Below are 26,817 nucleotides of genomic sequence, written 5' to 3'. Positions count from 1 at the left end.
ACCATGGGTGGAAGGCGGCGACGGATCGCATGACGCGCGCAAGTCCGGATGCCCGGACTGCGGCGGATCCTGGAGAAGCATCACCGGTTCGTGGCCGTTGACCTCGGCGATATGTTCCCCTCCCCCGCTTCGCTCAAGAGAGCGCGCCGCCGGAACCAGGCCCACGCACCCTCCGTACTGCATGGGATACGCGTGATCGTCCACCCCGGTTCGACCGGCACGTGATCACGGGCGTTCCCGGCTCTCCGGGGGCTCCCGCCTCGCGAAGCCGGGCAAGAACGACGCGCCTAGGAGTACGGCTCGCACACCGTGAACGACACGCTCTTGGTGGCCCTCGAGGGTGTCACCAGGTGGAAGACGATCCTGTGCGGGCCCGGCTCGAAGGCGCCGAAGGGGTTGCGCCGTTCCTTGGTCGTACCGGTCACCCAGCTCGTGCTCCGTCCCTCGTCCTGGCCGTCCACCACCCAGCGGTAGGTGTACTCCGTCTGCTTGCCCGACGGGCCCTTGATCAAGGCGGTGGGGAAGAGACTGGACGACCAGCAGCCCTTTTCCGTCTGTTGCCCCTCCAAGGTCAACGACACCAGCCGTACGGTCCCCGAAGCCGCGGCCGCGGTCGTGGTCGTGGTTCTCGGCCGGGAGGTCGTGGGTATGGGCGTCGGCCGCGTGCGGGAGGGGGTGGGGTTCGAGCCGCCGGTCCTGGTGGCGCGCGGCTTCTTGGCCGGCGCACTGGGTGTCTTGCCGGTGGCCAGATTCTTGGCCGGCGCACTGGGTGTCCTGGTGACGCCCTGTTCCGTGGCCGACGGGGCGGGCGCGGCCGTCGGCGCCGGGGCGGGCCACCACATGATCGCCCCGGCCACCAGGGCAGCGGACACCGCCAGTGCCCCGGCGCCCGCCAGCATCGCCTTCCAGCGCGGGCGGCTCACGGGATGACCCGCCGTACCGCCTCGAGGGCCTGCCGTACCGGCCGGCGGGGCGCCGATGAGCTGGAGCAGGACGTCCTGCATGGCAGGCCGCGCGGCGGGGTCCTTGGCCAGGCAGGACAGCACGATCGGGCGCAGCGGACCCGGCAGGTCGCCCAGGTACGGCTCGTCGTGGAGGATGCGGCGGATCACCGCGGGCAGCGAGTCGTTGCCGAACGGCGGACTTCCTGTCGCGGCGAACACGATCACCGACGCCCACGCGAAGACGTCCACCGCGGGACCGAGCGGGGCGCCCGCGAGCTGCTCGGGCGCCATGTAGGCGGGCGTGCCGACAATGCTGCTCGTCACGGTCAGCGAATGGCCGGCGGAGCGGGCGATGCCGAAGTCGATGACCCGCGGCCCGTCCCTCCCGAGCAGCACGTTGGCGGGTTTGAAGTCGCGATGCACCACCCCGGCCCGGTGGATCGCCGCCAGCGCGGTCGCGGTCGCCACCGCGAGCCGCTGCAGGTCGGCGCCGACGTGGCGGCCGGCCTCGTGGAGCGAAGGCCCCTCGACATACTCGGTCACGATGTACGGCCGGCCGCCCAGTGAGGCATCGAGCACCTGAGCGACGCAGAACGGCTCCACCCGGCGCGCCGCGTCGATCTCCTTGGCGAAGCGATGATCAGCGGCCAGGCCGTCCTGCAACACCTTGACCGCGACCCGCCGCCCGTCGGGACGCTGGCCCAGGTAGACCACCCCCTGGCCGCCGACGCCCAGACGCCCGAGCAACCGGTAGGGGCCCACGGCAGGAGGATCTTCTGGCAGGAGCGGGTTCATCAATCGGTCCCACTCGGGCAGATGGTGAACGAGAACCTCTTCGACACCGTCGCCGGCGAGGTGATGCGGAGGGTGACCTGGTGAGGGCCGTCCGACTGCACGAGCGGGCCGACGACCTGCCGGGTGTGGGTTTCGGCGATGACGCCCTCGGAGCGCGACACCACCCGTCCGTCGAGGATCCATTCGTAGCGGAACGTGGTGGCCAGTTTGGTCCCCTCAACCAGGCCGGAGATGTTGCCATGGTTGAACACGCACTCCGGGGAGTCGGCCTCCCTGGGACCGATGACTCGCACCCACACGATCCGGAAGGAACCGCTCCCCGAGGAGGGCCGCGCCGATGAGGTCGTCGGTCTGGGAGCGGACTGAGTCGGCTTCGCGGTCCGCCTCACGGTCGGCTTCGTCGTGGTCGACGGTTTCGCCGTTGACGGACTTTTGGTCTTTTTCGGGCGCTGGTGCGTTTTCGTCGGCGTCGGCGTCGGCGTCCCGGCTGAGGTGAACGCCAGTGCCTGCGTACTCGGTCGCGGTTGCTGGAGAAGACCCCAGACGCTCGTGGCCCCCCAGGCGATGGCGCCCGCCACCGCCAGCGCCCCCACAGCGGAGACGCCCGCGACGACTGCCGTCCTGCTCCCGCGCCGCCGCCGCCCGGGAACCGTGGACGGACCGCGGCCATCGGCACCCTCCGGGCGTCCGGGGGCCTGTCCACCCAGGAGCTGCAGCAACACGTCCCGCATGGCCGGCCGGCGCGCCGGATCCTTGGCCAGGCAGGACAGCACGATCGTGCGCAACGGTTGCGGCAGGTCGCCGAGCTGCGGCTCGTTGTGCAGGATCCGATTGATCACCGCGGGCAGTGAGTCCTCACCGAACGGAGGCACCCCGGTGGCGGCGAACACGATCACCGACGCCCACGCGAACACGTCGACGGCCGGCCCGATCCGCTCCCCGGCGAGCTGCTCCGGCGCCATGTACGCGGGCGTCCCCACGATGCTGCTTGTAGCCGTCAGCGCCGATTCGACAGACCGGGCAATCCCGAAGTCGATCACCCGGGGTCCGCCCTGTCCGAGCAGCACGTTGGCGGGCTTGAAGTCGCGATGGACGATGCCCGCCTGATGAACGGCCGCCAGTGCGGTCGCGGTCGCCACCGCGAGCCGCTGCAGGTCGGCGCCGACGTGGCGGCCGGCCTGCTGGAGCGAAGGCCCCTCGACATACTCGGTCACGATGTACGGCCGGCCGCTCAGCGAAGCATCGAGCACCTGAGCGATGCAGAACGGCTCCACCCGGCGCGCCGCGTCGATCTCCTTGGCGAAGCGCTCGTCGGCGAGTCCCTCACGCAGCACTTTGACAGCGACCGGCCTGCCGTCGGGCCCCTGGCCCAGGTAGACCACCCCTTGGCCGCCCGCGCCCAGACGCCCGAACAGCCGGTAGGGCCCCACGGCAGTGGGGTCGCCTTCCCGGAGGGGTTCGACGTACGACATGGGACTCCTGTGACCAGCGTATGGGGATCTTCGGCACCATAGCGGGAAATGTCAGACCCAGTGAGCAAGTCGCGTAAACCCGCCCCCCTGAGATCAAGACGCACTTCTCCACGCGGGGTCGATCCTGCCACCGGTCGTGACCCCGGCAAGGACGTCCACCAGGCCGCGGCGCACCGGGCGGCGAAGAGCTGTTCGGAATTCGGGCCGGTGGCCATGGTCTTGGCGGGGGCACCGGTGAGCGCGGCCGCGCCGGCGCTGTCCGTTCCGCCGCCCGCTGAACCCCGCTGGGTCGGGCGGAGAGCCCGTAGGCGCGGGAGTGAGGAGCGGGTGCACACGGAGGTTCTGTGAAGATCGGGGGGAACGGCCGAAGGCGGCCTCCGATGGGAGGTCGCCTTCGGTGACCGGGTGCGGGCCATCGGCGGTGACGGCCCGTGGTGTGTCAGCGGGTGTCGCGGGCCGCGCGGCGGATGAGGTCGGTGACCACTTCGGGCTCGGAGACCGAGATCGCGTGCGAGGCGTCCTCGACGGTGACGGTGCGGGCGTCGGCGCGCTCGGCCATCCACTGCTGGGCCTTGGGCGGGATGTTCTGATCCTTGCCGGCGATCAGGGCGTAGGAGCGGATGTCCTTCCAGGCGGCCTTGGTGGCCTTCTCCTCCAGCGCGAGGGTGGAGACCGGCCGCTGGGTGGCCGCCATGATCGCGGCGGTGGTGGCGGGCACGTCGGCGGCGAACTGGTTGCGGAACTTGTCCTGCTTGATGGTCAGCTCGGTGCCGGTGCCGCCGCCGGGCAGCGGGTAGGGGGCGGTGCTCAGGGTCTCCCCCAGGGTGCTGCCGGGGAACTTGCCGGCCAGCTCACCGGCGCTCTCGCCGGCGTCGGGGATGAACGCGGCGATGTAGACCAGCGCCTTGACGTCCGGGTCCCCGGCGGCGGCCTGGGTGATGACCGAGCCGCCGTAGGAGTGGCCGACCAGGACCACCGGCCCCTCCACGGTGTCCAGGACGCTGCGCACGTAGGCGGCGTCATCGCTCAGCCCGCGCAGCGGGTTGGCCGTGGCGAGGACGGGGTAGCCGTCGCGCTGCAGGCGCCGGATGACGTCGGACCAGCTGGAGGCGTCGGCGAAGGCGCCGTGGACGAGCACGATGGTCGGCTTGGCCTTGGCCGTCTCGGCCTTCTGCGGGGCGGCGGCGGCGCTCAGTGCGCCGGCGGCCAGCAGCGAGCCGGCCACGATCGGACCGAGGGCCACGGCGGCGAGGGCACGGACGGTCGAGCGGGTGCGAGAGGAACCGAACATGACGTTCTCCTTGAGGGTGGTCGCAGACGAATGAAGATCTTGCGGTGGTGCGGTCGCGGGTGCGCCGCGTTCAATGCGCTCCTGCCGCGCCCCAGGCGGGTTCAGCTCTTGTGCAGGGCGGTACGCAGGGTGCGGACGGCCTGGTCGATGGCGGCCTGGGCGGCGTGCGTCTCGCGCAGGGGGTTGAGCATCACGAAGTCGTGGATGATGCCGAGGTAGCGGGTGGCGATGACCGGGACGCCCGCGGCGCGCAGTTTGGCGGCGTAGGCCTCGCCCTCGTCGCGCAGGACGTCGGCCTCGGCGGTGATGATCAGGGCCGGCGGCAGCCCGGTGAGTTGCTCGGTGGTGGCGCGCAGCGGGGAGGCGGTGATCTGCGCCCGCCGGCTCTCGTCGGTGGTGTACTGGTCCCAGAACCACTGCATGGCGTCGCGGCGCAGGAAGTAGCCCTCGGCGAACTGGTGGTAGGAGCCGGTGTCGAAGCCGGCGTCGGTGACCGGGTAGAAGAGCACCTGCTGGACCAGCGGCACGTCCCCGCGCTCCTTGGCCATCAGCGTCAGGGCGGCGGCCATGTTGCCACCGACGGAGTCGCCGGCCACGGCGATGCGGGAGGCGTCCAGGCCCTTGCCGGCCCCCTCGGTGACCACCCAGCGGGCGACCGCGTAGTTCTGCTCGATGGCGACCGGGTAGCGATGCTCGGGCGAGCGGTCGTACTCGGAGAAGACCACGGCGGCGCCGGCGCCGACGGCGAGCTCCCGGACCAGGCGGTCGTGCGTGTGGGCGTTGCCGAAGACCCATCCGGCGCCGTGGATGTAGATGACGACCGGGAGGGGGCCGGTGACTCCCTTCGGCTTGACGATGCGTGCCTTGACCGATCCGGTCGGGCCGCCCTCGACGGTGATCCACTCCTCGTCGACCTCGGGCTTGACGATCTCGCCGGACTGGACCCCGTCCACCGCGGCGCGCCCCTCCGCCGGCGGCACCTGGAACAGGAACGGCGGGGTGGCGGTGGCCTGGACGAACGCGGCGGCGGCGGGCTCGAGGACGGGGGCGGGGCTGGCGTGGTTGTCGGACATCTTCGTGCTCCTTGCCGGTGGTAGAGGCTGCGGGGTTGGGGGCTGCTCCGGTGGCCGGTGCGCCCCCTCTCTCAGCTGGGCAAGACACTAGGGCACGATTACCTTGTGCACAAGTTAAATGTGCGACATTAACTTTTGAGCTCTGAAAGAGGTACGATGGCCACGGAGAACGGGCAGGACACCTCTGCTCCTCGGCAGAGACGGCCCCGAAGCGATGCCTCACAACACGAACGCCGAAGACACGAGCAGAGAGAAGGCCCCCATGCCATCCACACGTGCCGCCGAGGCCGAGGCCCAGGAGGAGGAATTCCTGCGCCTGGACGAGTTCCTGTGCTTCATCCTGTACTCCGCGCACCGCGCGGTGACCAACGCCTACCGGCCGCTGCTCGACGACATCGGTTTGACCTACCCGCAATACCTGGTCCTGGTCGCGCTGTACGAGAACGGCCCGTCCTCGGTCAAGGGCCTCGGCGCCAAGCTCCACCTCGACTACGGGACCCTGACTCCCCTGCTCAAGCGCCTGGAGGCGAACGGCCTGGTGGTCCGCCGCCGCCGCACCGACGACGAACGGCAGGTCCAGGTGTCGCTCACCGACGAGGGCACGGACCTGCGCCGGCGCGCCCGCGTCCTGGTCCCCTCCCTGGACGCCATCATGGGACTGACCGACGAGGAGATGGAGCAGACCAAGACCCTGTTGCGGCGGCTCACCAGCAACATCACCGCACAGGCCTGACCGGACGGGGCCCCGGCCGCGGACATGGGCCGGAGCCGAGCGCGCGCTGGCGCTCCCAGCACATTTGGGATCGATGAATGGTAACCCGCGCGATCATCGTCACTCGACAGATGTCTCGCCGCTGGCCGGCGCTACTCATGGTTCGCGACATGTTTGTCGAAGAAGGCGAATGTGCGCTGCCATGCGTCGTCCGCTGCTGGGCGGACGAGGCCGTGACGCAGCGGGAACAGCGCGAGTTTCGCGATGGGATGATGGCCGTCCGTCATGAAGGAATGCCCGGCGGCCGGATAGATCTCGACGTCGTGCTCGATTCCGAGCGCCCTCATGTGCTGCTGCAGCCGCGTGCCGTGCGGCCGGAACCCTTGGTCGCGACCGCCGTAGGAACCCACGACCGGACACACCGGCCGCAGCTCTTCCTGGTCCCGGGGAACCGCGCCATAGTTCACCGACGCGGCTCGCACGCCGGGCGGCGCGCTCGCCGCGTACGCGAGGGCGAACCCACCGCCCATACAGAATCCGATCACACCGAGCCGGCCACCGTCGACGTCTTCGCGGCCGGCCAGCCATCGCCGGGTGGCATCGATGTCCGCGGCCGGCCGCCCCGGCTTACCGGTCGCGAACTGGTGCATGGCCCGCGACAGGCACCCGATTCTGGTGCCGTGGCTGTACAAATCAGGTAAGACCGCCGCGTATCCATGTTCGGCGAACAGGTCCACCACATCCAGCATGTCCGGTTCGACGCCGTAGATCTCGTGGACGACCACCATCCCCGGCCATCCGGCCGCAGGTAGAGTCCCCTCCGGCAGTGCCACCGTCGCCGCCAGTGCACTGCCATCTGGCAGCGGAATGCGCACGTTTTGCCTCATCAGCACTCCTTAGCCGACCGAAAGATCGAAACGCAACGTAACGGAGTTTAGGCGTCAACTGCCTGGCCTACGCTGTGGGAGTGACCACCGAACACACGCAGGACGACGCGTCCCAGCGCGCCACGGGAGCCGGCAGCCGTCTTGGCGTCGCCGGTTGGATGCGGAGGATCGGCTGGGGGGTGCTCGCGCTGTTCCTGGCCGCGTTCGCCGTTTTCGAGAGCGTCAAGTACGGCCTGCCGACCACGGCCGCCATGCTGCTGTTCTTCGCTCTGCCCGACCTGGTCCGCCTGGCCGGGGTCCGCCCGCCGGGGCTGCTCTTCCAGGCGGTGCACCGCGTGTGGATACCGCTGGCGGTGCTGGCCGGTTACACCTTCGGGCCGATCGTGTGGCCGCCGCTCTTCACCGCGGGCCTTGGCTGGCTTACCCGCATCGCCGTTGAGCGGGTGTTCGGACGCGGACTTCCTCTAGCGGGCGATCAACGGTAGATCATCTGATTTGCCGGATTGCGCCGGCTGGTGCCCGGCTGGGCATCGGTGAAGTGAGGGAGGCCGCCACCCCCCTTGCCGACCGGCCGCGGTCGTCCTGTGGTTGACGGGCGAGTGTGCGGTCGGGGCGCTGCTCACGTACGACGTCGTCGGCTGCCTGCTGCACTCCGCCGCCCGCGCCGTTTTCCTGTGCCAGGACCCGGGCCGTTCGCACCATGTGATCATTTCATTGATATGACGAGAAGGGTTTCATCATGAGCAACGTTGTCGTGTCCGCCGTTATCAATGTGGACGTCAAAGGCCCCGCGATCAGCAGGCATCTGTACGGCCATTTCGCCGAGCACCTGGGCCGGTGCGTCTACGGCGGGTTCTACGTGGGCGAGGACAGCGACATTCCGAACGCCGCCGGAATCCGCCTGGATGTCGTCGAAGCGCTGCGCGCCTTGAACATCCCCAACCTTCGCTGGCCCGGTGGCTGCTTCGCCGACGAGTACCACTGGATGGACGGCGTCGGCCCCAAGGATCAGCGTCCGGCGATGGTGAACACGCACTGGGGCAACGTCGAGGAGAACAACCACTTCGGAACACACGAGTTCATGACTCTGTGCGAGCTGCTCGGGGCCGAGCCCTACATCAACGGCAACCTGGGCTCCGGCACGGTCAAGGAGATGAGCGACTGGGTCGAGTACCTCACCCGCGACGGCGACTCCCCCATGGTCCGCCTGCGCAAGGCCAACGGCCGGGACGAACCCTGGCGGGTGCGCTTCTGGGGCATCGGCAACGAGGCCTGGGGATGCGGGGGCAACATGACCGCCCAGCACTACGCCGACGAGGCGCGCCGGTACGCCACGTTCTGCCGCGACCACGGCGGCAACCGGCTGTATCGCATCGCCGCGGGCGCGAACTCCGACGACTACACCTGGACGGAGACGCTCATGAAGACGCTCGGCCGGCTCGGCTGCGCGCGCCGTCCTGGCGGGTTCTTCCAGGCTCTGTCGCTGCACTACTACACGGTCTCCGGCACCTGGGAGGACAAGGGCGCCGCCACGGTGTTCGACACCGACGACTACTACCGCACCATGGTCCAGGCCGCCCGCACCGACGAGCTCCTCACTGGCCACTCGAACGTGATGGACTGCTACGACCCGAGCAAGACCGTGGGCCTGGTCATGGACGAGTGGGGAACGTGGTGGAACGTCGAGCCGGGCACCAACCCCGGCTTCCTCTACCAGCAGAACACCCTTCGGGACGCCCTGGTGGCGAGCCTGCACTTCGACATCTTCCACCGCCACGCCGACCGGCTGGTGATGGCCAACATCGCCCAGACGGTGAACGTGCTGCAGGCGATGATCCTTACCGACCCCGGCTCCGGGGCGCTCGTCCTCACGCCCACCTACCACGTGTTCGAGATGAACAAGGGACACCAGGACGCCGCCTCGCTGCGCGTCGACCTCCTCTCGGACGCGCCGGCCCGCGAGGTCGGGCCGGACACTCTGGCGACCGTCTCGATGTCGGCCAGCCGCAAGGACGACCGGGTGCTCATCTCGCTGTCCAACCTGGACGCGGCCGACGCGGCCGACGTCGAGCTGGACCTGCGCGGGGGTCTCCTGGGCGAGGTCGCCTCCCGGATCCTCACCGCCGGGTCACCGCAGACCCACAACACGCCCGAGGCGCCCCGCGCCGTCGCCCCCCGCTCCCACGAGCAGATCACGGCCACCGGCACCGGGCTGCGGGTGCACCTGCCCGCCCACTCCTTCGTCACCGTGGAGGGACGCCTCGCATGACCGCCCGCGAGCGCATCACCATCGACGCCGGCGCCTACCAGGGCGTCGACATGACATGGAGCTGGAGCGCCGACGCCCTCGCCCGGATCGAGGCCCGCACCGACGCGTGACGCCAGGCGTCGTTCATGAAGCGTGCAACGAGATCACGGAGCTCACCGCGGCGAGGCGATGTTCGAGGTCGCCGGCAGGGATGTCGATGAGCTCGTAGCCGAGCGCGCGGTAGCTCTGTTCGTGGATCCCTTCGAACACCAGCGACTCCTGGAAACTGATTCGCCGGGCCGTGGTGGGCTCGCAGAACCCCGGAGGCGAGGGCCAGACCGGACAGGGTGAGGGTGCGCTTGAACATGAAGACCTCTCAGTGAATGCGTGGTGCGTCTAGCTGTCATGCGGTCTTTCGATCGCTACGCCGCACCGGATGTCGAAGAGGCCCCATTGGAGATCCGTAAAAATACACACCCTCGCGGGGCGTCAAATCCCGCTCGCCGGGGCTGGACTGCGGCGCCACCCACGCCTCAGGAGCAGCGTGCGAGCCGCATTTCTGACGTACGGGAACACCATCGCCGGGCCGCTCGTGCGCACCTGCCTGCCGGCCGCCGACAGGCGCAGGTTCGTCCAGGTGGTGTGGCACCCGGTGGTCATCATCGGCGCCTTGGTCGCGCTGGCCGGGTTGGTGTCGCGCCGCGGGCGAAGAATTTCCATGCGGGTGAGACCTGGGACACATTTTCCCGATAGACGTCACACCGGCACCGGCTGAGGACTCATAGCTGCGTTCACACCGACAAGGAGTCCCGTGATGCCCGACACTGCGGCAGACGACGCCACCCGGGTGTTCGCCGATCACCGTGAGCTGTTGTTCTCCATCGTCTACAACATGCTGGGCAGTGTCGCCGACACCGAGGACGTGCTCCAGGAGACCTGGTTGTCGTGGGCTTCCAGAGATCCGGGCCAGATCGAGCATCCTCGGGCGTACCTGGTGCGTATCGCGGTCAACCAGGCTCTGGCCCAGCAGACCGCACTGCGCCGGCGCCGCGAGACGTACGTCGGGCCGTGGCTGCCGGAACCGCTCGTCACCTCCGGCGACGCCGCCGACCCCGTGGTGCGATCGGACTCGCTGTCGCTCGCGCTGCTGGTGGTACTGGAAACGCTCACCCCTCTGGAGCGCGCGGTGTTCATCCTGCATGAGGTGTTCGCCTACGCGCACACCGAGATCGCGGCCATGATCGATCGCACGCCGGCGGCGGTGCGCCAGATCGCGCACCGGTCCCGCGAGCATGTTCGGGCCCGGCGCCCCCGGGCCCGGATCGACCGGCGAACGCAGCAGCGGGTGACCGAGCGGTTCATCGACGCCGCGTTCGGCGGCGATCTGACCGCGCTGATGGAGATGCTCGCGCCCGAGGTCACGCTGTGGTCCGACGGCGGAGGCAAGTCGGCGGCAGGCGGCCCGCGTCCCGTCAAGGGCCGCGACAACGTGGCCCGGCTGCTCGTCGCCAACGCGCGCACCGTCGAGGGCCCGGAAGTCCGGTACCAGCAGGTCAACGGAGAGCCCTCCGCGGTGGTGTTCGCGCGGGACTCGCCGTTCGCCGTGATGGTCCTCGACCTGGACGCCGACGGCGGGCACGTGCGCGACATCTACGTCGTCAGCAACCCCGACAAGCTCGCCCACATCCCAGAACGGACGACGGAATGATCACCGCAACCAGAGCTCGCGGGAGGTGACGTGCCACGCTTGGTCTTCACTCTGGAGTACTCCGGCGACCGGATCGCGGTCCTGGAGTTCGACCTCACGGGCAAGCAGGTGGCTCGCCTGCCGCTGCCGGCCGATCAGTTCCCGGCCGGACCACGGCGTCCCCGCGCCGCAGCGTCGGCTATCGATCACGTTCGCGAGCGATGACCTTCACTTCCTTTCCTCTCGGCAGGGTGAGGTGCGTGGCGGCGGTGTACCGGGCGGGCAGGCGGAGTGTGGCCGGCACCTCGTCCGGGCCCTCCTCGCGGAGGACCCGAACCTCCACCTGCGTCGCGCTCGGGCGTGTCTCCATCGTCACGCGGCCGTGCCGGGTGGGCGTGCGCTCGACCCTGATGACCGCCCCCTCCGCGAACCACTCATCCGGTACGGCGGCCAGCAGGTCGAGTCCGTCCCCGCGTTCGAAGACCAGCAGGTGGCGCACGAGGCGGATGAACTCGGCAGAGGCCCAGTTGTGCGGCATGTCCCCGCAGATCTGCATGGAACCGCTCCCCGTGAAGGGCTGCTCCTCGCGCCAGACCCTCGTCGGGGAGGCGTGGTTGGCGAAGGCGTACAGGTAGTCGATCGCCTTGCCGGGGCGTCCGGCGTACAGGCAGGCATGGGCGGCGAAAGACGCGGCGTAGGTCCAGACCGCGCGGTAGGGCAGCCAGCCGGTCGTGGCGGGCACACCCTGGGGCTCATCGCGCGAGCGCAGCAGGTCGAGCAGGTCGGTGACCAGCCAGTCGTCCGGCGGGAAGACCTCGCCGGGCCAGATGGCATGGCACAGCGCCCACGTCGCGGTCTCCGGCCTGATCGTCCGCCACGGCGGCACGTCGTGCTCGTCGGCGTGCGGGAGGAACTGGTGCGTCCCGCTGCCCGCGGGCGCCATCGGCAGGTAGGGCAAGCCTTCGGCGGTGATCCGGCGCTGGGCGGCGGCCGACTTGCGGAAGGCGTCGAGCAGGTCGTCGAAGTCCTCGCCGAAGCTCTGCGCGTCGGCGTGCTCCCCCAGCAGGCGGGCCCCGGCGGCAGCGTACTTGAGACCGACCATGAGCCAGGCGGCCGTGGTGTACTCGGCGCGCGAGCCGCCCAATCCTCCGTCGCCGAACGCCTCGGGCAACAGGCCGTGCAGCGGATGCCCCTCGGGTAGCTCCATCGCGCGTTCGCGCAGCTCGGCGATGTGCGCGACGGCACCCCTGACCGCGCTCCATCGCCGCCGCAGGCCCTCCGTGTCGCCGGTCAGCTCGGCTTGGCGGACCATCGTCGCGACCGCGATGCCGGTCTCCTTGATGTGCGGCTCATGGCTCAGCTGGATGATCGACCCGTCGGGCCTGACCCGGCGCATCACCACGTCCAGGCCGGCGTCGGCGGTGTCGTCCCAGCCGAGGTAGCGGGCGGCTTCGAGGAGGAAGTGGCCGTCCACGAGCCACAGGCCGCGGTAGATCGTGGGTCCGACGTGCAGGACGGGCAGGCCGTCCTCGAGCTCCCTGGCCTGGAGCATGTTCCTGGCGCAGGCGGTGAGCAGGTCCTGGACTCCGGCGTCGGGCACGCTGCACTCCAGCCGCTGGAGGGGCAGGTTGTCCCAGTAGTGGCGCTCCGCGTCTAACGATATTTCGGATATTTCGTCGTATGGGATGGCGATGGTACCGCTGACGCTTTCGCCGGCCGCGAGCAGCACCGGCCGGGTCATCAGGCCGCTGGCCGGCCGGAACCCCCTCGCGTACACGCCGAGCAGCGGGTGGTCGAGCGAGTGTAGCCGCCAGGTGCCCGGCGGCGCCTCGTCCACGGTCGGCAGCCCGTCGGTCCAGCGCGCCGTGGCGGGCAGCGGGTCGGCGGACATGGCGTACACCTCGTGATGCGGCTCGCCGCCCACCCCTGCCAGCGCCCGGCCGCGCAGGTAGGTGTCGATGCGCAGCCCGGTGAGCAGCCCGCCGGCCCGGGCCGTGAGCCGCCACTGGACGGCGTCGGCCCGGCCGCCCGGCGAAGGCGAGCAACTCCAGCGTCTGGTCGGGGTACTCGATGACGGTCCTGACGATCGCCCGGCGCGCGGACTCCGTCTCCTGCGTGATCCGGACCGGTTGGTGCGTGGTCTGCGCGGTGAACTCAACGACCGGGTCGAAGTGCCAGGCGTCGAACGCGGCAGCGTGGAAACCGTACAAGAGTGCGCCGTCTTCGCGTACCAGCGTCTTGCACGGATCGTCCGGCCGGCAGATCAGTGTCCATGAGCTGGCGGGCGCGTGGCGGAAGTCGATGGCGGGCATTACTTGACGGCTCCTGTGGTGAGTCCGGAGACGATGCGGCGTTGGGCGAGCAGGACGAGCAGCACGACGGGCAGCGTGATGAGGACGACAGCCGCGTTGATGGTTTCAAGGGTGACGATCCTCACGGGCGTCCTTTTCGGTCCAACTGGTAAGACCGGTTATGCCACGTTACGGTGAGGCATCGTCGACACGCTCGTCAAGCATGGGAAGTGTTGCGGATACATCACAGTCTGACTGGTAAGACCAATCCTGGGGCTACGGTGTGGGCATGGACAGGGGCCTCGGGAAGGACGACATAGCGGCACGACTGGAGCTGGAGTTGCTGTCCGGGCATTTGCCGGCGGGCTCGAAGCTGCAGTCGGAGCGGCAGCTGGCGGAGCGGTTCGGCGTGAGCCGGCCGATGGTCCGCGAGGTGCTGCGCACGTTGGAGGAACGGGGTCTCATCGAGGTGCGGGCGGGCCGGGGGGCGTACGTCCGCGCCGCGGGTCCCGCGGTGTCGGTACGTCCCTTCGACACGGCCTACCGGCAGCGCAAGCCGACGCCGCGCCACCTGGTCCAGGCCAGGATGATGCTGGAGCGGGAGACGGCGCGGCTGGCCGCCGAGCACGCCACGGAGGCCGACCTGGCGGCCATGCGGGCCGCGCTCGACCGCTGTGACCAGGCCCGCGACGTGGTCTCGAAGGCCCGGGCGGATCTCGATTTCCACGCCGCGGTGGCCCGCGCCTCGCGCAACCCGGTGATCGAGACGATGTTCGATTCGATCTCCCCGCTGGTGTTCGAGCTCATGCTCCGCAGCCTCAGCGATCCGGCGATCTCCCGGGAGGGCCTGCCGTACCACGACCTCGTCCTGCGGGCGATCGAGGACGGCGACCCCACGGCCGCGCGGGCGGCCATGGAGCGGCACCTCGACCTGGCGCTGACTCTCTTCGGCAACGACCTGGACCAGAGCCTCGACCTGCTCGCGCAGCGGCGCATCGAGCAGTTGCTGGCGCTGACCGACTCAGTCGAACTGAAACAGTGAGCAGCCGCCGCCAGCCTTCGAGGTCACGTGCCATGGTCACTCCCGCGCTGGTCTCACCACACAGCCACATCCGTGCAGCGTCGGGCCGCCCGCACTGAACGTCCTGAGCCGGGACAGGAAAGGTGTGCGGGCGAGGGATTGTGCGAGATCATGGTGGTGGCCACGGCGCCGCCGTCCGGCCGCAGGAGGAGCCGTTCGCGAGGGGCCGCACCCGTGACGAGAGTTTCGCTGATCGTGCCGTGCTACAACGCCGGCAAGACCCTGCGCCTGTGCCTGGAGTCCGTGCTCTCCCAGACCCGCCTGCCCGACGAGATCGTGGTGGTGGACGACGCCAGCTCCGACGGCTCCCCGGCCATCGCCGAAGAGCTGGGCTGCCGGATGGTGCGGCTGCCGGAGAACCGCGGCGTCTCGGCGGCCAGGAACGCGGGCGTGGAGCACACGACCGGCGAGGTGATCTTCTTCCTCGACAGCGACGTGGCGCTGCGGCCCGACGCGGTCGCGGGCGCCCTGGAGATCCTGGAGCGCGACCCCGGCGTGGGCTGCGTGCACGGCGTGTACGACACCGAGCCGCTCATCGACGACGGCCCGGTCGAGTGGTACCGGCTGCTCCACCAGGTCCACTGGCGGCGCCGCCATCTCGGCGAGGTCAACAGCGTGGTCTTCGCGCTCGCCGCCATCCGCCGCGAGGTGCTGCTGGAGGCGGGCAGACTCGACGAGAGCCTGCGCGACTGCGAGGACGTGGAGTACAGCAGCCGCCTGGCCGTCCGCACCAAGATCGTGCTGACCGACGCCGTCATGGGCCGCCACGACGAGGGACACCGGCTGCTGCCGGTGCTCACCGAGCAGTGGCGGCGCGCTCTGCCGCTGATCCCGCTCGCCCTGGCCACGGCCAGGCGCGGCGCGGCCAAGCCGGAGAACGCCAACAGCCGCGCCGGGATCATCGCCTGCGCGCTCGCGCTGGCCTGCCTGCCGCTGGGCCTGCTCTCCCCGGCGCTGCTGGCGGTGCCCGCAGCGCTGGTCGGATGGTTCGTGCTGGCCGATCCCGCGCTGCTGCGGTTCGTCCACCGGCAGCGCGGCGCCGGCTTCACCGCCTACTTCATGGCCGTCCACCTGGCCGTGCATGTGGTACTCGTCACCGGCCTGGCGGTCGGCTCCCTGCGGGTGCTGCGCCCCCTCAGGGCTTGACGGCCGACCGGTAGACCTCGATGGTCTCGGTGGCGGCGCGCTCCCAGCTCAGACTCTCCTGTACGAACCGCTCGCCCCGTTCGGCCAGCCCCCGCCGCAGCCGCGCGTTCGACATCACCTCGATCACGCCGCGCGCGATGTCGGCGGGCTCGCTCGCCCGTACGAACCGCACCACGGGCCGGGCCGGATCGGGCCCGAGGAAGATCCGCGAGAAGCCGTCGCCCAGGATCGTCGCCCGGCCCAGCGCCATGGCCTCGGTCGCCACCAGCCCGAACGGCTCGAACAGCGACGGGAACACGCACGCGTCGGCCAGCTCGTAGTACTCCAGCAGCTCCCGCCCCTGGACGAACCCGCCGGAGGTCAGCACCCGCCCCCGCAACCCGGTCGAGGCCACGATGCGCCGCACGCCGACCTCGTCGCCCTCCCCGACGATCACCAGGTGCAGCCCCGGCACCGCGGCCGCCGCCTCCCGCATCGCCTCGAGCAGCTGGTAGACGCCCTTCTGCCGTTCGATCCTGCCCACGAACAGCAGCACCCGGTCCCGCTCCGACAGTCCCAGCCCGCGCCGCAGCGCGGCGGCCCCGGCACGCAGCGCGTCGCGGTCGAAGCCCGGGTCGGCCAGGACCGGCTCGAACGTCCCGCCCAGCGGCACCACGTCGATCGGCGTCCGTCTCCAGCCCGCGGCCACGAGCTGGTCGCGTACCTCCGGCGTGGCCACCACCACCCGGCGGGAGATCCTGGCCAGCCACCGCTCCAGCCTGGCGAACAGGTTGAGCGGATCGGTGATGCTGCGCTGCGGCGCGACGCCGTACTCGGTGGTGTGGACGTGGAAGATCACCGGAAGCCGCAGCACGTAGTGGCAGAGCAGGCCGGACAGGAAGTTCGTCGAGTCGTGCACGGCCACCAGGTCCGGCCGCTCCTGGCGGCGCAGCCGCAGGAAGTAGCGCCAGTTGCTGGCCACGACGTTCAGCGCGAGCAGCAGGAACTCCGAGCGGCGGGTGCGGTTGAGCCTGCGCCCGCGGCCGATCGCTCCCAGCAGGCGGGTGCGCGGCCGGTGGACGTCGATGCCGCCCACCCGCTCGTCCACCGGCTGGTGGCCGTCGTTGAGCGTGTGGACCGCCAGTTCGTGGCCGCGAGCCAGGTAGGGCGTGATGAGATCGACGTACCTGCCCAGACCGGCGGTGATGTTGGGCGGGAACTGGTTGACGATGAAGGCGATCCTCATGCCGCACCCTTTTCTCGATAGCTGCGGGCGGCGGTCACTGCCACGACGGCCAGCAGGATGAGGTTGGCCAGCGCGAAGCCCACCAGCCCGCCGGCCAGCCCCTGCCACCGGATGCACGCCGCCAGCGCGGCCAGCGCGAACGGCGTGCCCACCACCAGGCAGCCGATGAGCACCTTCGCCCCCCGCACGCCGTCCATCGACAGCGCGACCGAGTACAGATTGAAGGCCGTGTGCGCGCCGATGCCCAGCGCCGACAGCGTCATCAACCCCAGCGAGTACGGATACTCGCCGCTCATCAGCAGGAAGAACACCGTGCTGACGGCGAAGGAGAACACCGCCGTGACCCCGGCGACGGCCGGCACGAGCCGGGCAATCCGCCGCATCAGCAGGGATTTGTCCGTGGTGGCCATCATGGGCAGCAGCGCCAGCCCGATCCCGTCGGTGAACACCACGCCCATCAGCCGCTTGGGGAAGCCGTTGTAGACCGAGTACACGCCGACGTCGGCCGGGGCCGCCCAGTGGTTGAGGAAGATCACGTCCACGCCGAACAGCACGCCGGTGAGCGCGGCGATGCACGTCACGTACGCGCCGTGCCGGTACAGCGACCGGGCCAGTCGCGCCGACCAGGCCCGCGGCCGCACCCCCACCGCGGCCACCGCCACCAGCGCGAAGGCCGCGTTCGTGACGATCAGCGCGACCAGGTACGCCTCGGCGTCCCCGACTTCGAGCACCAGCAGGCAGAAGCAGGCCCCGGCCAGGTACACGACCGCGATCACCAGCTTGAGCCCGGCCACGAACGCGAACCTCTTCATCCCCCGAAGGAAGCTCTCGGCGAGCTGGTTCAGCGTCATCGACAGCGCCAGCGCCAGCCCGAAGGCCAGCGTCCGCGTGTCCACGTTCAGCACGGAGGTGAGCAGCGGCGCCGTCAGCATCCCCAGCGTGGCCAGGGCGGCGCTGACCGCCAGCGTGGACAGCATCGCCGTCGTCATGAGCGCGGGCCGCCGCTCGGGCGCCGAGCGCGGCAGCTCCTGCAGCATGACGTAGTGGAGGCTGGTCAGCATGCCGACGGTGACGATCAGTGCGATCGTCAGCACCACCGTGAAGTGGCCGAACGCCGCCGCACCCGCGCCGCGCGCGATGACCAGCGTGGTCGCCGCCGCGATGCCGCTGGCCAGCGTGCTCACCAGGGTCGGTCCCGCCGCCCACTTGTGCCCGTCCACCAAGCGCGCCACCCGGTCGCGCACGCCTTCGCCCTCGCGGGCGCTCAGTCCGGGCACCGCAGGTACGCCTGCCGGGCGAACTCCAGGTCGTCGGCGGTGTTGACGCCGCGCGCCTCGGCCGGGTCGGACACGGGCACCACGGTCACCGGCCGGCCCTCGACCTGCGACAGGTGCGGCAGGAACGGCAGGAAGTTCACCTCGCCCGTGCTCGCCCCGCGTCCGGCCGCGGCCGCATACCGCTCCCAGGCCGCCCGCAGCCCGTGGGTGGCCAGGCAGAACACGCCGACGTCGCTGAGCCCGCCCGGGCGGCACTCCTCGCCCTCGCGCGACTGCCGCACCCGTACGAGCTCGCCCCCGGACAGCTCGTACTCCACGTACGGATCGGGCATCGGCACCAGCGGCACGGTCAGCCCCTTGCCCGGGTGGGCGGCCATGACCTCGCGCACGGTCGCGAGGGACAGGTTCGCCTGGTCGCCCCAGACCACCAGGATCGTCTCGTACGCCGCCCAGTGCCCGGCCGCGCCGAAGATCGCGTCCCCCATGCCGGTCGGCTCCCGTTGCACGCTCACCGACACCGCCCCGCCGTCGATCTCCGCCGCCGCCAGCTCACGGAACGGGCTCTCGCCCTCGGGGGAGACGACCACGTGGACGTGCTCGGCCCACGGCCGCAGCCGCCGGTGCAGCAGATGCCAGACGGTGACGCCGTCCGCGATCTCGATCAGGATCTTCGGAACGCCGTGGCCCAGGCGGGTGCCGCGCCCGGCCGCCGGGATCACCGCGCAGACGCGCGTGTTCACTCATCCACCTCCAAGAAGGGACACGATGTCGTGCAGGCTGCCCGCCGCCACCGCGCCGGGAGCGGGCTCGGCGGTATGGACGTGGAGGGTGGCCAGCCCCGCACCGACGGCGGAGGCCACGCCGTGCGCGGAGTCCTCCAGCGCCACGGCTTCGGCCGGGTCCACGCCCCAGCGGCGGCAGGCCAGGCCGTAGAAGCGCGGATCGGGCTTGCTCACCGGCACGTCGTCGGCGGTGAGCACGCCGCGGAAGGCGTCGCCGAGCGAGCAGGCCGTCAGCACCCGCTCGACCGATCCGCGGCTGCCGCTGGTGACCAGGTACGCCACCCGCCCGGCGGCGGCCAGCCGGTCGAGCAGGCCGCGCGCCCCTGGGAAGGGCCGGACCAGGCCTGATTCGGCGTATTCACGGTAGAGCCGCTGCTTGCGCCGCGCCAGCCGCCCGGCCACGTCCGGGTCCCCGGTCAGGCCGGCCGCCACCGCAGTGGTGCTCGCCCCGGCGTGGTCGGCGTACCGGAAGCCGGGCAGCCGGTCGGGGACGAGCTCGGCGATCGCCTGGCTGAAGGCGGCCTCGTGCGCGGGGGAGGAGTCGACGAGCGTGCCGTCGAGATCGCACAGCCACACCCGCCGCCCGGCGACCACCCCGGCCAACCCCGGGCTCACCCGCTCCGCGCCGGCAGCGCGGCCCGCGCCCGTAGCGCCGCTCGACCGGCCTGTGCCGGTAGCGCCGCTCGCCCGGCCCGCGCCCGCAGCGCTGCTCATCCGGCCCGTGCCAGCGGGGTCTCGCCCAGCAGCGCGTGCAGCGCCTCGGCCGTGCGCGAGCCGCTGTGGGTGCCGGGGCGCCCCGCCTCCTCCAGGTCCGCGCTGACCCAGCAGGCCCCGGCCCAGGAGCCGCGCTCGAGGACGCCGCGTGGCACCGCGGGGCCGCCGGACGCGCCGCGGTGGCTGAGGACGTGCGTGATCGTACGCCGCTCGTTGCCCGGATCGCCCAGGTACGCCAGCGCCCGGTCCACCAGGTCGGTGGCCGACAGCCCCTGGATGTCGTGGTCGCCCCCGATGTTGACCACGAACACCCGGGCCGCGGCCCGGCTCTCTTCGATCGCCCCGGCCACGCCGCTGGTCAGGTAGCTGGGCAGCAGCGATGAGTGCGGCGTGCCCGGGCCGTACACGATCAGATCGCTGTCCCTGATGGCCTGCAGCGCCTCCGGGTTGGGCGCGGCCGGCACGTCACGGCGCGACAGCAGCTCGCGCACCCGCTCGGCCGGCTGTCCGGCCAGCTCGGCCCGATCCCGCTCGGTCAGCGGCTCGGGCAGCAGGAACAACCCCGTGATGGCCCCCGCGTCCTGTGGCGCCACGATGTCGGCCTCGTCGGCCAGCACCCGCCCGTCCTGCTTGAGCGCGACGAGGAAGGCGTTGGTGCCGTCAGTGACGTTCAGCAGCCGCACCGGCGAGCCGAACGTCCGCGCGCACTCGCGCACCGCCGCGTTGAAGTCCTCGCCCAGCCGCAGGTACGCCCCCGCGAACACGAGGTTGCCCAGCGCGCAGTCGGCCAGGTCGAGCCCGTGCGGGTCGGCGGTAAGCCGCTCGGCGAACACGCGCAGGTCCCGGACGACCGCCTCCGCCCCCTGCGGCCCGGAGACGGCGATGCGGTCGATCAGCTCCGCCAGGTCCCCGGCCGTGGTCCCGAGCGGGAGCCGCTGCTCCAGCAGTGTCTGCCGCGGGTCGTCGCGCTCCAGGTGGAGCAGGAGGTTCTTGCGGAAGTCCGACGGGCCGAGCATGCCCGGCAGGTAGCGGCGCAGTGCCCCCGTGGACAGGCCGTTGTCGTACCCGTTGATCAGCAGGGACAGGTCCAGGCCGGACGTGCGCAGCAGGGCGCGCGCGATGCCGGCACCGCCGCGCCCGCCGCTGAACATCGCCACCCTCATCGAAGTTCCTGCAGGGAGGCCGGGACGTGCGCCGGTGGGGTCTGGGCACGCAGCACGCCGCGACGCAGCAGCCAGTGGCGCAGCCCGAGGTATCCCACGAACAGCGCCCGGTCGCGCGCCCCTCGCCAGAACCGCCAGCCCCGGCTGCCGCCGCCCCGTTCGCGATGCTCGATCGGCAGCTCCACCCAGGCGTGACCCAGCTCGGCGACGCGGGCCGTGATCTCGGTCGAGCAGTTCATGCCGGCCGACTCCAGCGGCAGCGCGCGGAACAGCGGGCCGCGCACCACTTTGAAGATCGAGTTGAAGTCGCGGTAGCGCGTACGGTGCAGCAGGTTGCTGACCGCGCCGCTGGCCGCCGACCCCCACCGGTACGGCAGGCTGTCGGCCTTCCTGATCCGTGCCCCGGCGAAGGCGGGCCCGCCGCCGGCCTGGATCCGCTCGATGAAGGGGTCCAGATTGGCAATGGGGAACTGGCCGTCGGAGTCGAGCAGCACCACCCAGTCCAGCCGCGTGCGGGCGATCGCCGCGGCGATGGCCGCACCCGCGCCCCGGTTGCGCTCGAACGTGACCACGACGAGCTGGGGGCACTCGGCCTGCAGGTCTTCGAGTATCCGCCCGGTGCCGTCGCCGCTGCCGTCGTCGCACACGACGATCTCCCACGCGCCTACCGCCGGGTGGCGCTCCAGATACTCCCGCCATTCCGTCACGGCGGCCGCGATGTTCTCCGCCTCGTTGTAGGCGGGGGCTGCCACTGAGATCTCGATGGGCGTGTTCGGCAACGGTCACCTCTTCCGAGTGGCGTTCGTGTCGGCGCCGATCCCCGTCAGGCGCCCGATCCAGCGATCCAGGGGAAGCAGGTTGATCCCGGCGATGATCGGCACGTGCGCGAGCGTGAACACGATCGCCCCGCCGAACGAGACCGGCCCGCCGGTGAACAGGTTGATGTGCGGGGCGTCGATGACCTCGGGGATCCGCACCGGATTGACCACGTGCCACATCACGTCCAGGAAGCCCGAGAACACGATCAGCACCCCGCTGGCCATGATCTTCAGGCAGCGCCCGGGCGAGCCGCCGCCGATCCGGTACGCGGCGGCCACCGTGAGCACGATGCCCGGATAGAGCAGCAGGTACAGGTGGGTGTAGAAGCTGTCGCCCTGGGCCCGCGCGCCGTCGCCGTAGTAGAACCAGCTGATCCGCGGGATCAGGTAGCCGGTCAGGAAGACGAACGGGACGTACAGCAGCCAGTGCAGGCGCGCTGACACCCAAGGGAAGAACGCGATGGCGCAGCACAGGCAGGCGAAGGCCAGCAGCCTGGCGCCCAGCTGCCAGGCCGCCTCGATCTCCCGGGTGTGCGGGGTGGCCAGCCAGACGAAGGCGAAACCGGCCGCCCCGATGGCCAGCGCGATCCACCAGATGTGCGCGGCCCACGGGCGTGGGGCGTTGAGCAGGGGGGCGGGATGATTCACTGCCGATCCTCGGGTGTCATGAAAGGCTGCGGGAGCGCTCCCAACGGAGTATGACACGCGTTCGGACAATGCCGATCTCAATATCAGATAACGGACCCGCCGGAACTTGCACCCTTGCTGACTAACAGTAGAGAAAGGGCAAAAGTCCAGGTCAGAGGAATTCAGGCGGCATATCCGAAAAAATGGAACGTTTTACAATCAAATCGCCTGGGTCCGCCTGCCTGCGATGTCAAGCCCTCATCCAAGGGCGGATGCATGGGCCCTTGGGGATTGTTGTGCCGCATTGAACTTTCAACCATACGCGTATTCGCAGGTAGAAGGCCTTGAGCGCAATTGGGAACGCTCCCGGAAACCGGAGTCAATTGGACCCGAAACCTTTGTTTCGGTAAGCCGAAATCCCGCCCGGAATGGGCGGGTTCGAGCGCCGGCGCCTTACAGGCAGAGCCCGGCGGGACTCACTCCGGTTCGTTCCCGGCCGGGCCGCCCACGGTGAACGGGGTGGTGACGCCCTCGTACATCAGGTGGGCGGTGAGCCCTTCGGAGGCGTGGGGCAGGTTGTGGCAGTGGTCCATCCAGACCCCGGGGTTGTCGGCGACGAAGGCGATCTCGTACGACTCACCCACGCCGACCTCGAGGGAATCCACCCACCAGGGGCTACCGGTGGCGGGCACACCGCCGCGGCTGAGCACCACCGCGTGGTGGCCGTGCAGGTGCATGGGATGGGCCTCGCCGCTGTTGTTGGCGATGCGCATCCGCACCACGTCGCCCTCGGCCACGTGGAACATCGGCACGTCGGGGTAGAGGCGGCCGTTGATGGTCCACCACAATCCGGGGACCCCGTCGAGGAAGCCGGGGCGGCGCCCCATGTCGTACTGGAACCGCCGGTCGGGCTTGCCGGGGTCGAAGGCGAGCGGCGCCCGGGTGCCGTACGTGAGCAGGTCGAGCGTCGCCGCCGGCCGGGAGACCGGGGGTGCGTCGTACGACTTGGAGCCGAGCACGACGCCGGTAGGGCCGCCGAGGTGGACCCGGACCGGTGAGCCGTCCTCGGGCATGGTCACCTCGATGTCGGCGCGTCCTCCGGCGGCCACCCCCACGGCCTTGTCCTGGACCGGTGCGGGCCCGTTGATCTCTGTGCCGTCGACGGCGGCGAGCCGGTACGGCGCACCGCTCACCCATGCCGGCATGACGCCGTACTCGGTGTTGATCAGCCGTACCCGCGCCCGCGCGCCGGGTGGCACTTCGACGCGGACGTCGCCCTCGAGCCCGTTGACGGTGCGGACTCCGTTGTACAGGTGCGCCAACGCCACGACGTCGGTCACCTCGCCCGTGCCGGCGGTCCTACGCGGCGCCGGCTCGACCACCAGGGCCCCGAGCAGGCCCCCTCGGACCTGCTCGTGCGACATCTGGTGAGAGTGGTACCAGAAGGTGCCCGCCTGGTCGGCGACGAACCGGTAGGTGAACTCCTTGCCGATGCCGACCGCGTCCTGTGTGACGCCGGCGACACCGTCGGCGGCGTTGGGCACGTCGACGCCGTGCCAGTGCAGCGTGACGCCCCCCGGCACCGACTCGTTGATCAGCCGAACTTGGACCAGTTGCCCCTTGGTCGCCTTGATGACCGGGCCCGGCGACTGGCCGTTGAGCGTGTAGCCCTCGAAGGCGCGGCCGGAGGGCAGCTGGAACCGCTGCTTGCGGGCGACCATGGTCACCGCCACGTCGGCCGGCAGGTCCGCGTCGGCGATCAGTCGCGTGACGTCACGCCCGGCCTCCGCCTGCCGCCCATGGCCCGACGCGCCTCCACCCGAATGCGCTTCGTGCCCCGACGAGCCGGGCGGCCCGCCTCCGTAGTCCGCGTACCCCATGTCCGCGACCGAGTACGCCTCCGGCAGCAGGCTGTCCTGCCAGAGCCAGATCAGCGGCCCCAGTACGCCCATGGTGGCGGCGCACGCGACGGCGAGCCGGACGCGGCCACCACCCCGGCGATTGCGATGCATGGGACGCGCCGTCAGCCGCGAGTCGCGAACTGCGATTCCGGCGTGACCGACGCCTTCCCGGCCGCGCCGCGACGTGCCGCGTACAGCGCCGCGGTGAACAGCAGCAGCGCGTTGAGGCCGTGCACGGCACCCACCAGCGGGATGCTGTGGCCGAGGATGCCGAAGGTGACCTGCAGCACGACGAGCAGCAGCACCAGCCCGGCCGCCTTCACGGCTCCGGGGACCTTCGCCCAGAACGAGGAGATCAGCAGGAGCAGCGCGAGGACCGGGATGGCGATCATCCCGTTGATGCCGTGGATGATGAGGCCGATGAACTCGGGAAACGGTGCCGTGCCGCTCTCGGCGAGCGTCTTGTCGACCACGCCACCCTCGTCCACCCATTTGCCGAGCCCGGCGTCACCGTAGACCATCACCGCCGCCTGCACGGCCACCTCGATCGCGACCAGGTAGGCCAAGACCTTGTAGATATTTTTCATGACATCCTCCCCTCCGAAGGCCGGCTACCGCGCGGCCCTTACCCATCGCGTGTCAGGTTAGGGAGCGCGACTTGGGGCGGAATGGTCAGCGACTTGGAACGGGCTCAGACAAGTCGTCGATCCACGGACGGCTGACATCGCGTGCCATGCGTCGACGATCCAGAGGCGCAGCGCGGCGCGCCGGTGGCCGGGAGCGTCAGGAGCGGTTCTCGCCCAGGCCGCGGGCCAGGACTTCGCGCAACGCCTCGTTGGTGATGGCGAAGTGCCCCTGCGCGATCTCGCCCGCGCGCTGCGCGTCGCCGGCCTCGATGGCGTCGCACAGCGCGCCGTGCTCGGTCAGGGCGCGCTGGTAGACGGCCGGCGCCCCGTCGTACGGCTCGATCGGGAAGCCCAGGCTGACCCGGCTGAGCAGGTCGTGGCTGAGCCGGGCGATCTGCGGGTTGCGGGTGGCCTCCACGACGGCCTGGTGGAAGGCGATGTCGGCGGCGTGCTCCTGGTGGGGTGAGCGGGCCGAGCCGTACCGGTCGAGCGCCTCGCGCATCCGCGCCACGTCGCCGGGCTCGCGCCGCTCCGCCGCCACCCGTGCGACCATGCCCTCGACCAGGCAGCGCAGGTCGAACAGCTGCTCCATCTCCGCCCAGCGGGGCAGCAGCGTCCGCCGCACCGCGTCCGCGGACGCGCTCGTCCAGCTCTCCTGCACGAACGCCCCGCCGTTGCGCCCTCGCCGGATGTCGACGATGCCCACGGCGAGCAGGCGGCCGACCGCCTCCCGGACCGTCGAACGGCTCACGTCGAGGATCTGGGCCAGCTCCCGCTCCGGCGGCAGCCGCTCGCCCGGCAGGTATTCGCCGATCGCGATGGCGGTGATGAGCCGGTCGGCCACCTCCTCCGCGGCGGTCGGCAGCCGCACCGGCCGCAGCACCGAGCCGTTGGCCGGCGCATCCTGCACGCTGGCCGTCGCATCCCGCACCTCGGCCGCCTCGTCCCGCACCTCGGCCGCCTCGTCCCGCGCGTTGGCCGTCTCGTCCTGCACGTCCCTCCTCTGGCCTCTTCGGGTCATATCGATCATGTCAGCCCGGGCGTCGGGTTTCGCCGCTGTTACTGGTGTGCAACGTTCACAAAAAGGTCTTGTGGTCAGACCTTTAATCCATACATCCTACCGAGCAACGCGAGGGAGGAACCATTGCCCATCCCAGAACCCGCCCTCACCGGCACGGTAGCCTTCCGCGGCTGGCAGACGTGGTACCGCATCACCGGCGACCCCGAGCCGGCCAAGACCCCCTTGGTGGTGCTCCACGGCGGACCGGGAGCGGCCCACGACTACACGCTGCGCATCGCCGCCCTCGCCGGGCAAGGTCGCACGGTGATCCACTACGACCAGCTCGGCATCGGCAACTCCACCCACCTGCCCGGCAAGGGCGCGGATTTCTGGACCGTCCAGCTCTTCCTCGACGAGCTGGACAACCTGCTGGCCGGGCTCGGCCTCGCCGGCGGCTACCACGTCCTCGGCCAGTCGTGGGGCGGCATGCTCGCCGCCGAGCACGCCGTACGCCGCCCGCCCGGGCTCAAGGCCCTCGTCATCGCCAACTCGCCGGCATCCATGGAGCTGTGGCTGTCGGAGGCGGCGCGCCTGCGCGCCCTGCTCCCGCCCGAAGTCCAGAAGACGCTGCGCGAGCACGAGGAGGCGGGCACCACCGGCCACCCCGACTACAAGGCCGCCGAGGCGGTCTTCAACGCCCGGCACGTCTGCCGGATCGTGCCGAACCCGCCCGAGGTGGCCGCGACCTTCGCCGCCATCGACGCGGACCCGACCGTCTACCACACCATGAACGGTCCCAACGAGTTCCACGTCATCGGAACGCTGAAGGACTGGACGATCATCGACCGGGCCGACCGCATCGCGGTGCCGACGCTGCTCGTCTCGGGCCGCCACGACGAGGCGACCGAGGCCACGGTGCGGCCGTACGCCGACCGGATCCCCGATGTGCGCTGGAAGATCTTCGAGGACTCCAGCCACATGCCCCATGTCGAGGAGGAGGAGGCCTACCTCCGCCTCGTCGGCGCGTTCCTCGACGAGAACGACTGACTGGAGCCTG

27 protein-coding genes are annotated in these 26,817 nt (G+C 70.7%); 8 read left to right on the top strand and 19 right to left on the bottom strand.

Annotated features, from left to right (window positions below):
- Positions 1-287: 287 nt before the first annotated feature.
- From EJK15_RS72605 to EJK15_RS05260, 4 genes are all read right to left on the bottom strand, one after another.
- Positions 288-1,739: a serine/threonine-protein kinase gene (locus EJK15_RS72605; RefSeq protein ID WP_240776784.1), complete on the bottom strand. Its 1,452-nt coding sequence runs from the start codon at positions 1,737-1,739 to the stop codon at positions 288-290.
- Complete coding sequence (locus EJK15_RS05270; protein ID WP_138709218.1) at positions 1,739-3,211, bottom strand: serine/threonine-protein kinase; 1,473 nt, start codon at positions 3,209-3,211, stop codon at positions 1,739-1,741. The genes EJK15_RS72605 and EJK15_RS05270 overlap by 1 nt, the downstream gene beginning before the upstream one ends.
- Before the next feature lie 439 nt (positions 3,212-3,650).
- Positions 3,651-4,502: an alpha/beta fold hydrolase gene (locus EJK15_RS05265; RefSeq protein ID WP_138709217.1), complete on the bottom strand. Its 852-nt coding sequence runs from the start codon at positions 4,500-4,502 to the stop codon at positions 3,651-3,653.
- A gap of 101 nt (positions 4,503-4,603) precedes the next feature.
- Entirely contained in the window at positions 4,604-5,575 is a 972-nt protein-coding gene (locus tag EJK15_RS05260) for an alpha/beta hydrolase (protein WP_138709216.1), read from the bottom strand.
- 262 nt (positions 5,576-5,837) lie between these two features.
- Here EJK15_RS05260 and EJK15_RS05255 point away from each other — a divergent pair, with 262 nt between their 5' ends.
- Positions 5,838-6,308: a MarR family winged helix-turn-helix transcriptional regulator gene (locus EJK15_RS05255; protein ID WP_138709215.1), complete on the top strand. Its 471-nt coding sequence runs from the start codon at positions 5,838-5,840 to the stop codon at positions 6,306-6,308.
- 131 nt (positions 6,309-6,439) lie between these two features.
- Here EJK15_RS05255 and EJK15_RS05250 read toward each other — a convergent pair whose 3' ends face one another.
- Positions 6,440-7,174 (bottom strand): dienelactone hydrolase family protein, encoded by a 735-nt coding sequence (locus EJK15_RS05250; protein WP_138709214.1) that lies wholly within the window; start codon positions 7,172-7,174, stop codon positions 6,440-6,442.
- Positions 7,175-7,254: 80 nt separating this feature from the next.
- Between EJK15_RS05250 and EJK15_RS05245 the strand changes: the two genes are divergently transcribed.
- The gene (locus EJK15_RS05245; protein WP_206060657.1) at positions 7,255-7,659 is read left to right on the top strand and encodes a hypothetical protein; all 405 of its coding nucleotides are present in this window, start codon (positions 7,255-7,257) and stop codon (positions 7,657-7,659) included.
- 254 nt (positions 7,660-7,913) lie between these two features.
- Complete coding sequence (locus EJK15_RS05240; RefSeq protein ID WP_138709213.1) at positions 7,914-9,443, top strand: alpha-N-arabinofuranosidase; 1,530 nt, start codon at positions 7,914-7,916, stop codon at positions 9,441-9,443.
- Between the two features lie 123 nt (positions 9,444-9,566).
- Here the strand turns inward: EJK15_RS05240 and EJK15_RS76165 are convergent, their stop codons facing one another.
- On the bottom strand, positions 9,567-9,692 hold the full coding sequence (locus tag EJK15_RS76165) for a hypothetical protein (protein WP_276615361.1): 126 nt from the start codon (positions 9,690-9,692) through the stop codon (positions 9,567-9,569).
- Between the two features lie 219 nt (positions 9,693-9,911).
- Entirely contained in the window at positions 9,912-10,142 is a 231-nt protein-coding gene (locus EJK15_RS05230) for a hypothetical protein (protein ID WP_138709212.1), read from the bottom strand.
- 94 nt (positions 10,143-10,236) lie between these two features.
- Between EJK15_RS05230 and sigJ the strand changes: the two genes are divergently transcribed.
- A complete protein-coding gene (gene sigJ, locus EJK15_RS05225) occupies positions 10,237-11,130 on the top strand; it encodes an RNA polymerase sigma factor SigJ (RefSeq protein ID WP_138709211.1) in 894 nt (297 codons plus the stop codon).
- 30 nt (positions 11,131-11,160) lie between these two features.
- Positions 11,161-11,334 carry an esterase-like activity of phytase family protein gene (locus EJK15_RS05220; RefSeq protein ID WP_138709210.1) on the top strand — a complete coding sequence of 58 codons (174 nt, stop codon included), beginning with the start codon at positions 11,161-11,163 and terminating at the stop codon, positions 11,332-11,334.
- Here the strand turns inward: EJK15_RS05220 and EJK15_RS05215 are convergent.
- Both EJK15_RS05215 and EJK15_RS74195 read right to left on the bottom strand, forming a co-directional pair.
- Positions 11,309-13,267, bottom strand: a complete 1,959-nt coding sequence (locus EJK15_RS05215; protein WP_138709209.1) for a glycoside hydrolase family 15 protein — start codon at positions 13,265-13,267, stop codon at positions 11,309-11,311. The two genes, EJK15_RS05220 and EJK15_RS05215, sit on opposite strands and share 26 nt — an antisense overlap.
- A 153-nt stretch (positions 13,268-13,420) precedes the next feature.
- Positions 13,421-13,546 carry a hypothetical protein gene (locus tag EJK15_RS74195; RefSeq protein WP_420847019.1) on the bottom strand — a complete coding sequence of 42 codons (126 nt, stop codon included), beginning with the start codon at positions 13,544-13,546 and terminating at the stop codon, positions 13,421-13,423.
- Positions 13,547-13,689: 143 nt separating this feature from the next.
- Between EJK15_RS74195 and EJK15_RS05205 the strand changes: the two genes are divergently transcribed.
- Both EJK15_RS05205 and EJK15_RS05200 read left to right on the top strand, forming a co-directional pair.
- On the top strand, positions 13,690-14,442 hold the full coding sequence (locus tag EJK15_RS05205; protein WP_138709208.1) for a FadR/GntR family transcriptional regulator: 753 nt from the start codon (positions 13,690-13,692) through the stop codon (positions 14,440-14,442).
- 213 nt (positions 14,443-14,655) lie between these two features.
- Complete coding sequence (locus EJK15_RS05200; protein ID WP_240776783.1) at positions 14,656-15,627, top strand: glycosyltransferase family 2 protein; 972 nt, start codon at positions 14,656-14,658, stop codon at positions 15,625-15,627.
- Here EJK15_RS05200 and EJK15_RS05195 read toward each other — a convergent pair.
- From EJK15_RS05195 to EJK15_RS05150, 10 genes are all read right to left on the bottom strand, one after another.
- The gene (locus EJK15_RS05195; protein ID WP_138709207.1) at positions 15,617-16,852 is read right to left on the bottom strand and encodes a glycosyltransferase family 4 protein; all 1,236 of its coding nucleotides are present in this window, start codon (positions 16,850-16,852) and stop codon (positions 15,617-15,619) included. The two genes, EJK15_RS05200 and EJK15_RS05195, sit on opposite strands and share 11 nt — an antisense overlap.
- Entirely contained in the window at positions 16,849-18,129 is a 1,281-nt protein-coding gene (locus tag EJK15_RS05190) for a lipopolysaccharide biosynthesis protein (protein ID WP_138709206.1), read from the bottom strand. Before EJK15_RS05190 ends, EJK15_RS05195 begins: the two co-directional genes overlap by 4 nt.
- A complete protein-coding gene (locus EJK15_RS05185; RefSeq protein ID WP_240776782.1) occupies positions 18,117-18,869 on the bottom strand; it encodes an NTP transferase domain-containing protein in 753 nt (250 codons plus the stop codon). The genes EJK15_RS05190 and EJK15_RS05185 overlap by 13 nt, the downstream gene beginning before the upstream one ends.
- Positions 18,870-19,625, bottom strand: coding sequence for an HAD family hydrolase (locus EJK15_RS05180; protein WP_240776781.1), 756 nt, complete (start codon positions 19,623-19,625; stop codon positions 18,870-18,872).
- Positions 19,622-20,788: a 2-phospho-L-lactate transferase CofD family protein gene (locus EJK15_RS05175; RefSeq protein ID WP_138709205.1), complete on the bottom strand. Its 1,167-nt coding sequence runs from the start codon at positions 20,786-20,788 to the stop codon at positions 19,622-19,624. The genes EJK15_RS05180 and EJK15_RS05175 overlap by 4 nt, the downstream gene beginning before the upstream one ends.
- The gene (locus EJK15_RS05170) at positions 20,785-21,567 is read right to left on the bottom strand and encodes a glycosyltransferase family 2 protein (RefSeq protein WP_138709204.1); all 783 of its coding nucleotides are present in this window, start codon (positions 21,565-21,567) and stop codon (positions 20,785-20,787) included. The genes EJK15_RS05175 and EJK15_RS05170 overlap by 4 nt, the downstream gene beginning before the upstream one ends.
- Before the next feature lie 3 nt (positions 21,568-21,570).
- Entirely contained in the window at positions 21,571-22,254 is a 684-nt protein-coding gene (locus EJK15_RS05165; protein ID WP_138709203.1) for a hypothetical protein, read from the bottom strand.
- A gap of 455 nt (positions 22,255-22,709) precedes the next feature.
- Complete coding sequence (locus EJK15_RS05160; RefSeq protein ID WP_138709202.1) at positions 22,710-24,245, bottom strand: multicopper oxidase family protein; 1,536 nt, start codon at positions 24,243-24,245, stop codon at positions 22,710-22,712.
- A gap of 11 nt (positions 24,246-24,256) precedes the next feature.
- On the bottom strand, positions 24,257-24,721 hold the full coding sequence (locus tag EJK15_RS05155) for a hypothetical protein (RefSeq protein ID WP_138709201.1): 465 nt from the start codon (positions 24,719-24,721) through the stop codon (positions 24,257-24,259).
- A gap of 196 nt (positions 24,722-24,917) precedes the next feature.
- A complete protein-coding gene (locus tag EJK15_RS05150) occupies positions 24,918-25,754 on the bottom strand; it encodes a FadR/GntR family transcriptional regulator (protein WP_240776780.1) in 837 nt (278 codons plus the stop codon).
- Positions 25,755-25,904: 150 nt separating this feature from the next.
- Here EJK15_RS05150 and EJK15_RS05145 point away from each other — a divergent pair, with 150 nt between their 5' ends.
- Positions 25,905-26,807 (top strand): proline iminopeptidase-family hydrolase, encoded by a 903-nt coding sequence (locus EJK15_RS05145; protein ID WP_138709199.1) that lies wholly within the window; start codon positions 25,905-25,907, stop codon positions 26,805-26,807.
- Positions 26,808-26,817: the final 10 nt, after the last annotated feature.

The sequence above is a fragment of the Nonomuraea basaltis genome, from assembly GCF_005893125.1.
In the GTDB taxonomy this organism is placed as follows: Bacteria; Actinomycetota; Actinomycetes; order Streptosporangiales; family Streptosporangiaceae; genus Nonomuraea; species Nonomuraea basaltis.
The sequence above is the reverse complement of the archived record's forward strand: the minus strand, read 5'-3'. Positions and strand labels throughout refer to the sequence as shown.

Excerpts from the sequence above, each read along its gene's own strand:
- EJK15_RS05265 (WP_138709217.1), bottom strand. The coding sequence starts at position 4,502 with ATGTTCGGTTCCTCTCGCACCCGCTCGACCGTCCGTGCCCTCGCCGCC.
- sigJ (WP_138709211.1), top strand. The coding sequence starts at position 10,237 with ATGCCCGACACTGCGGCAGACGACGCCACCCGGGTGTTCGCCGATCAC.
- EJK15_RS05230 (WP_138709212.1), bottom strand. The coding sequence starts at position 10,142 with ATGGAAATTCTTCGCCCGCGGCGCGACACCAACCCGGCCAGCGCGACC.
- EJK15_RS05155 (WP_138709201.1), bottom strand. The coding sequence starts at position 24,721 with ATGAAAAATATCTACAAGGTCTTGGCCTACCTGGTCGCGATCGAGGTG.
- EJK15_RS05240 (WP_138709213.1), top strand. The coding sequence starts at position 7,914 with ATGAGCAACGTTGTCGTGTCCGCCGTTATCAATGTGGACGTCAAAGGC.
- EJK15_RS05255 (WP_138709215.1), top strand. The coding sequence starts at position 5,838 with ATGCCATCCACACGTGCCGCCGAGGCCGAGGCCCAGGAGGAGGAATTC.
- EJK15_RS05160 (WP_138709202.1), bottom strand. The coding sequence starts at position 24,245 with ATGCATCGCAATCGCCGGGGTGGTGGCCGCGTCCGGCTCGCCGTCGCG.
- EJK15_RS05195 (WP_138709207.1), bottom strand. The coding sequence starts at position 16,852 with ATGAGGATCGCCTTCATCGTCAACCAGTTCCCGCCCAACATCACCGCC.
- EJK15_RS05175 (WP_138709205.1), bottom strand. The coding sequence starts at position 20,788 with ATGAGGGTGGCGATGTTCAGCGGCGGGCGCGGCGGTGCCGGCATCGCG.
- EJK15_RS05260 (WP_138709216.1), bottom strand. The coding sequence starts at position 5,575 with ATGTCCGACAACCACGCCAGCCCCGCCCCCGTCCTCGAGCCCGCCGCC.
- EJK15_RS05270 (WP_138709218.1), bottom strand. The coding sequence starts at position 3,211 with ATGTCGTACGTCGAACCCCTCCGGGAAGGCGACCCCACTGCCGTGGGG.
- EJK15_RS72605 (WP_240776784.1), bottom strand. The coding sequence starts at position 1,739 with ATGAACCCGCTCCTGCCAGAAGATCCTCCTGCCGTGGGCCCCTACCGG.
- EJK15_RS05250 (WP_138709214.1), bottom strand. The coding sequence starts at position 7,174 with ATGAGGCAAAACGTGCGCATTCCGCTGCCAGATGGCAGTGCACTGGCG.
- EJK15_RS05205 (WP_138709208.1), top strand. The coding sequence starts at position 13,690 with ATGGACAGGGGCCTCGGGAAGGACGACATAGCGGCACGACTGGAGCTG.
- EJK15_RS05180 (WP_240776781.1), bottom strand. The coding sequence starts at position 19,625 with ATGAGCAGCGCTGCGGGCGCGGGCCGGGCGAGCGGCGCTACCGGCACA.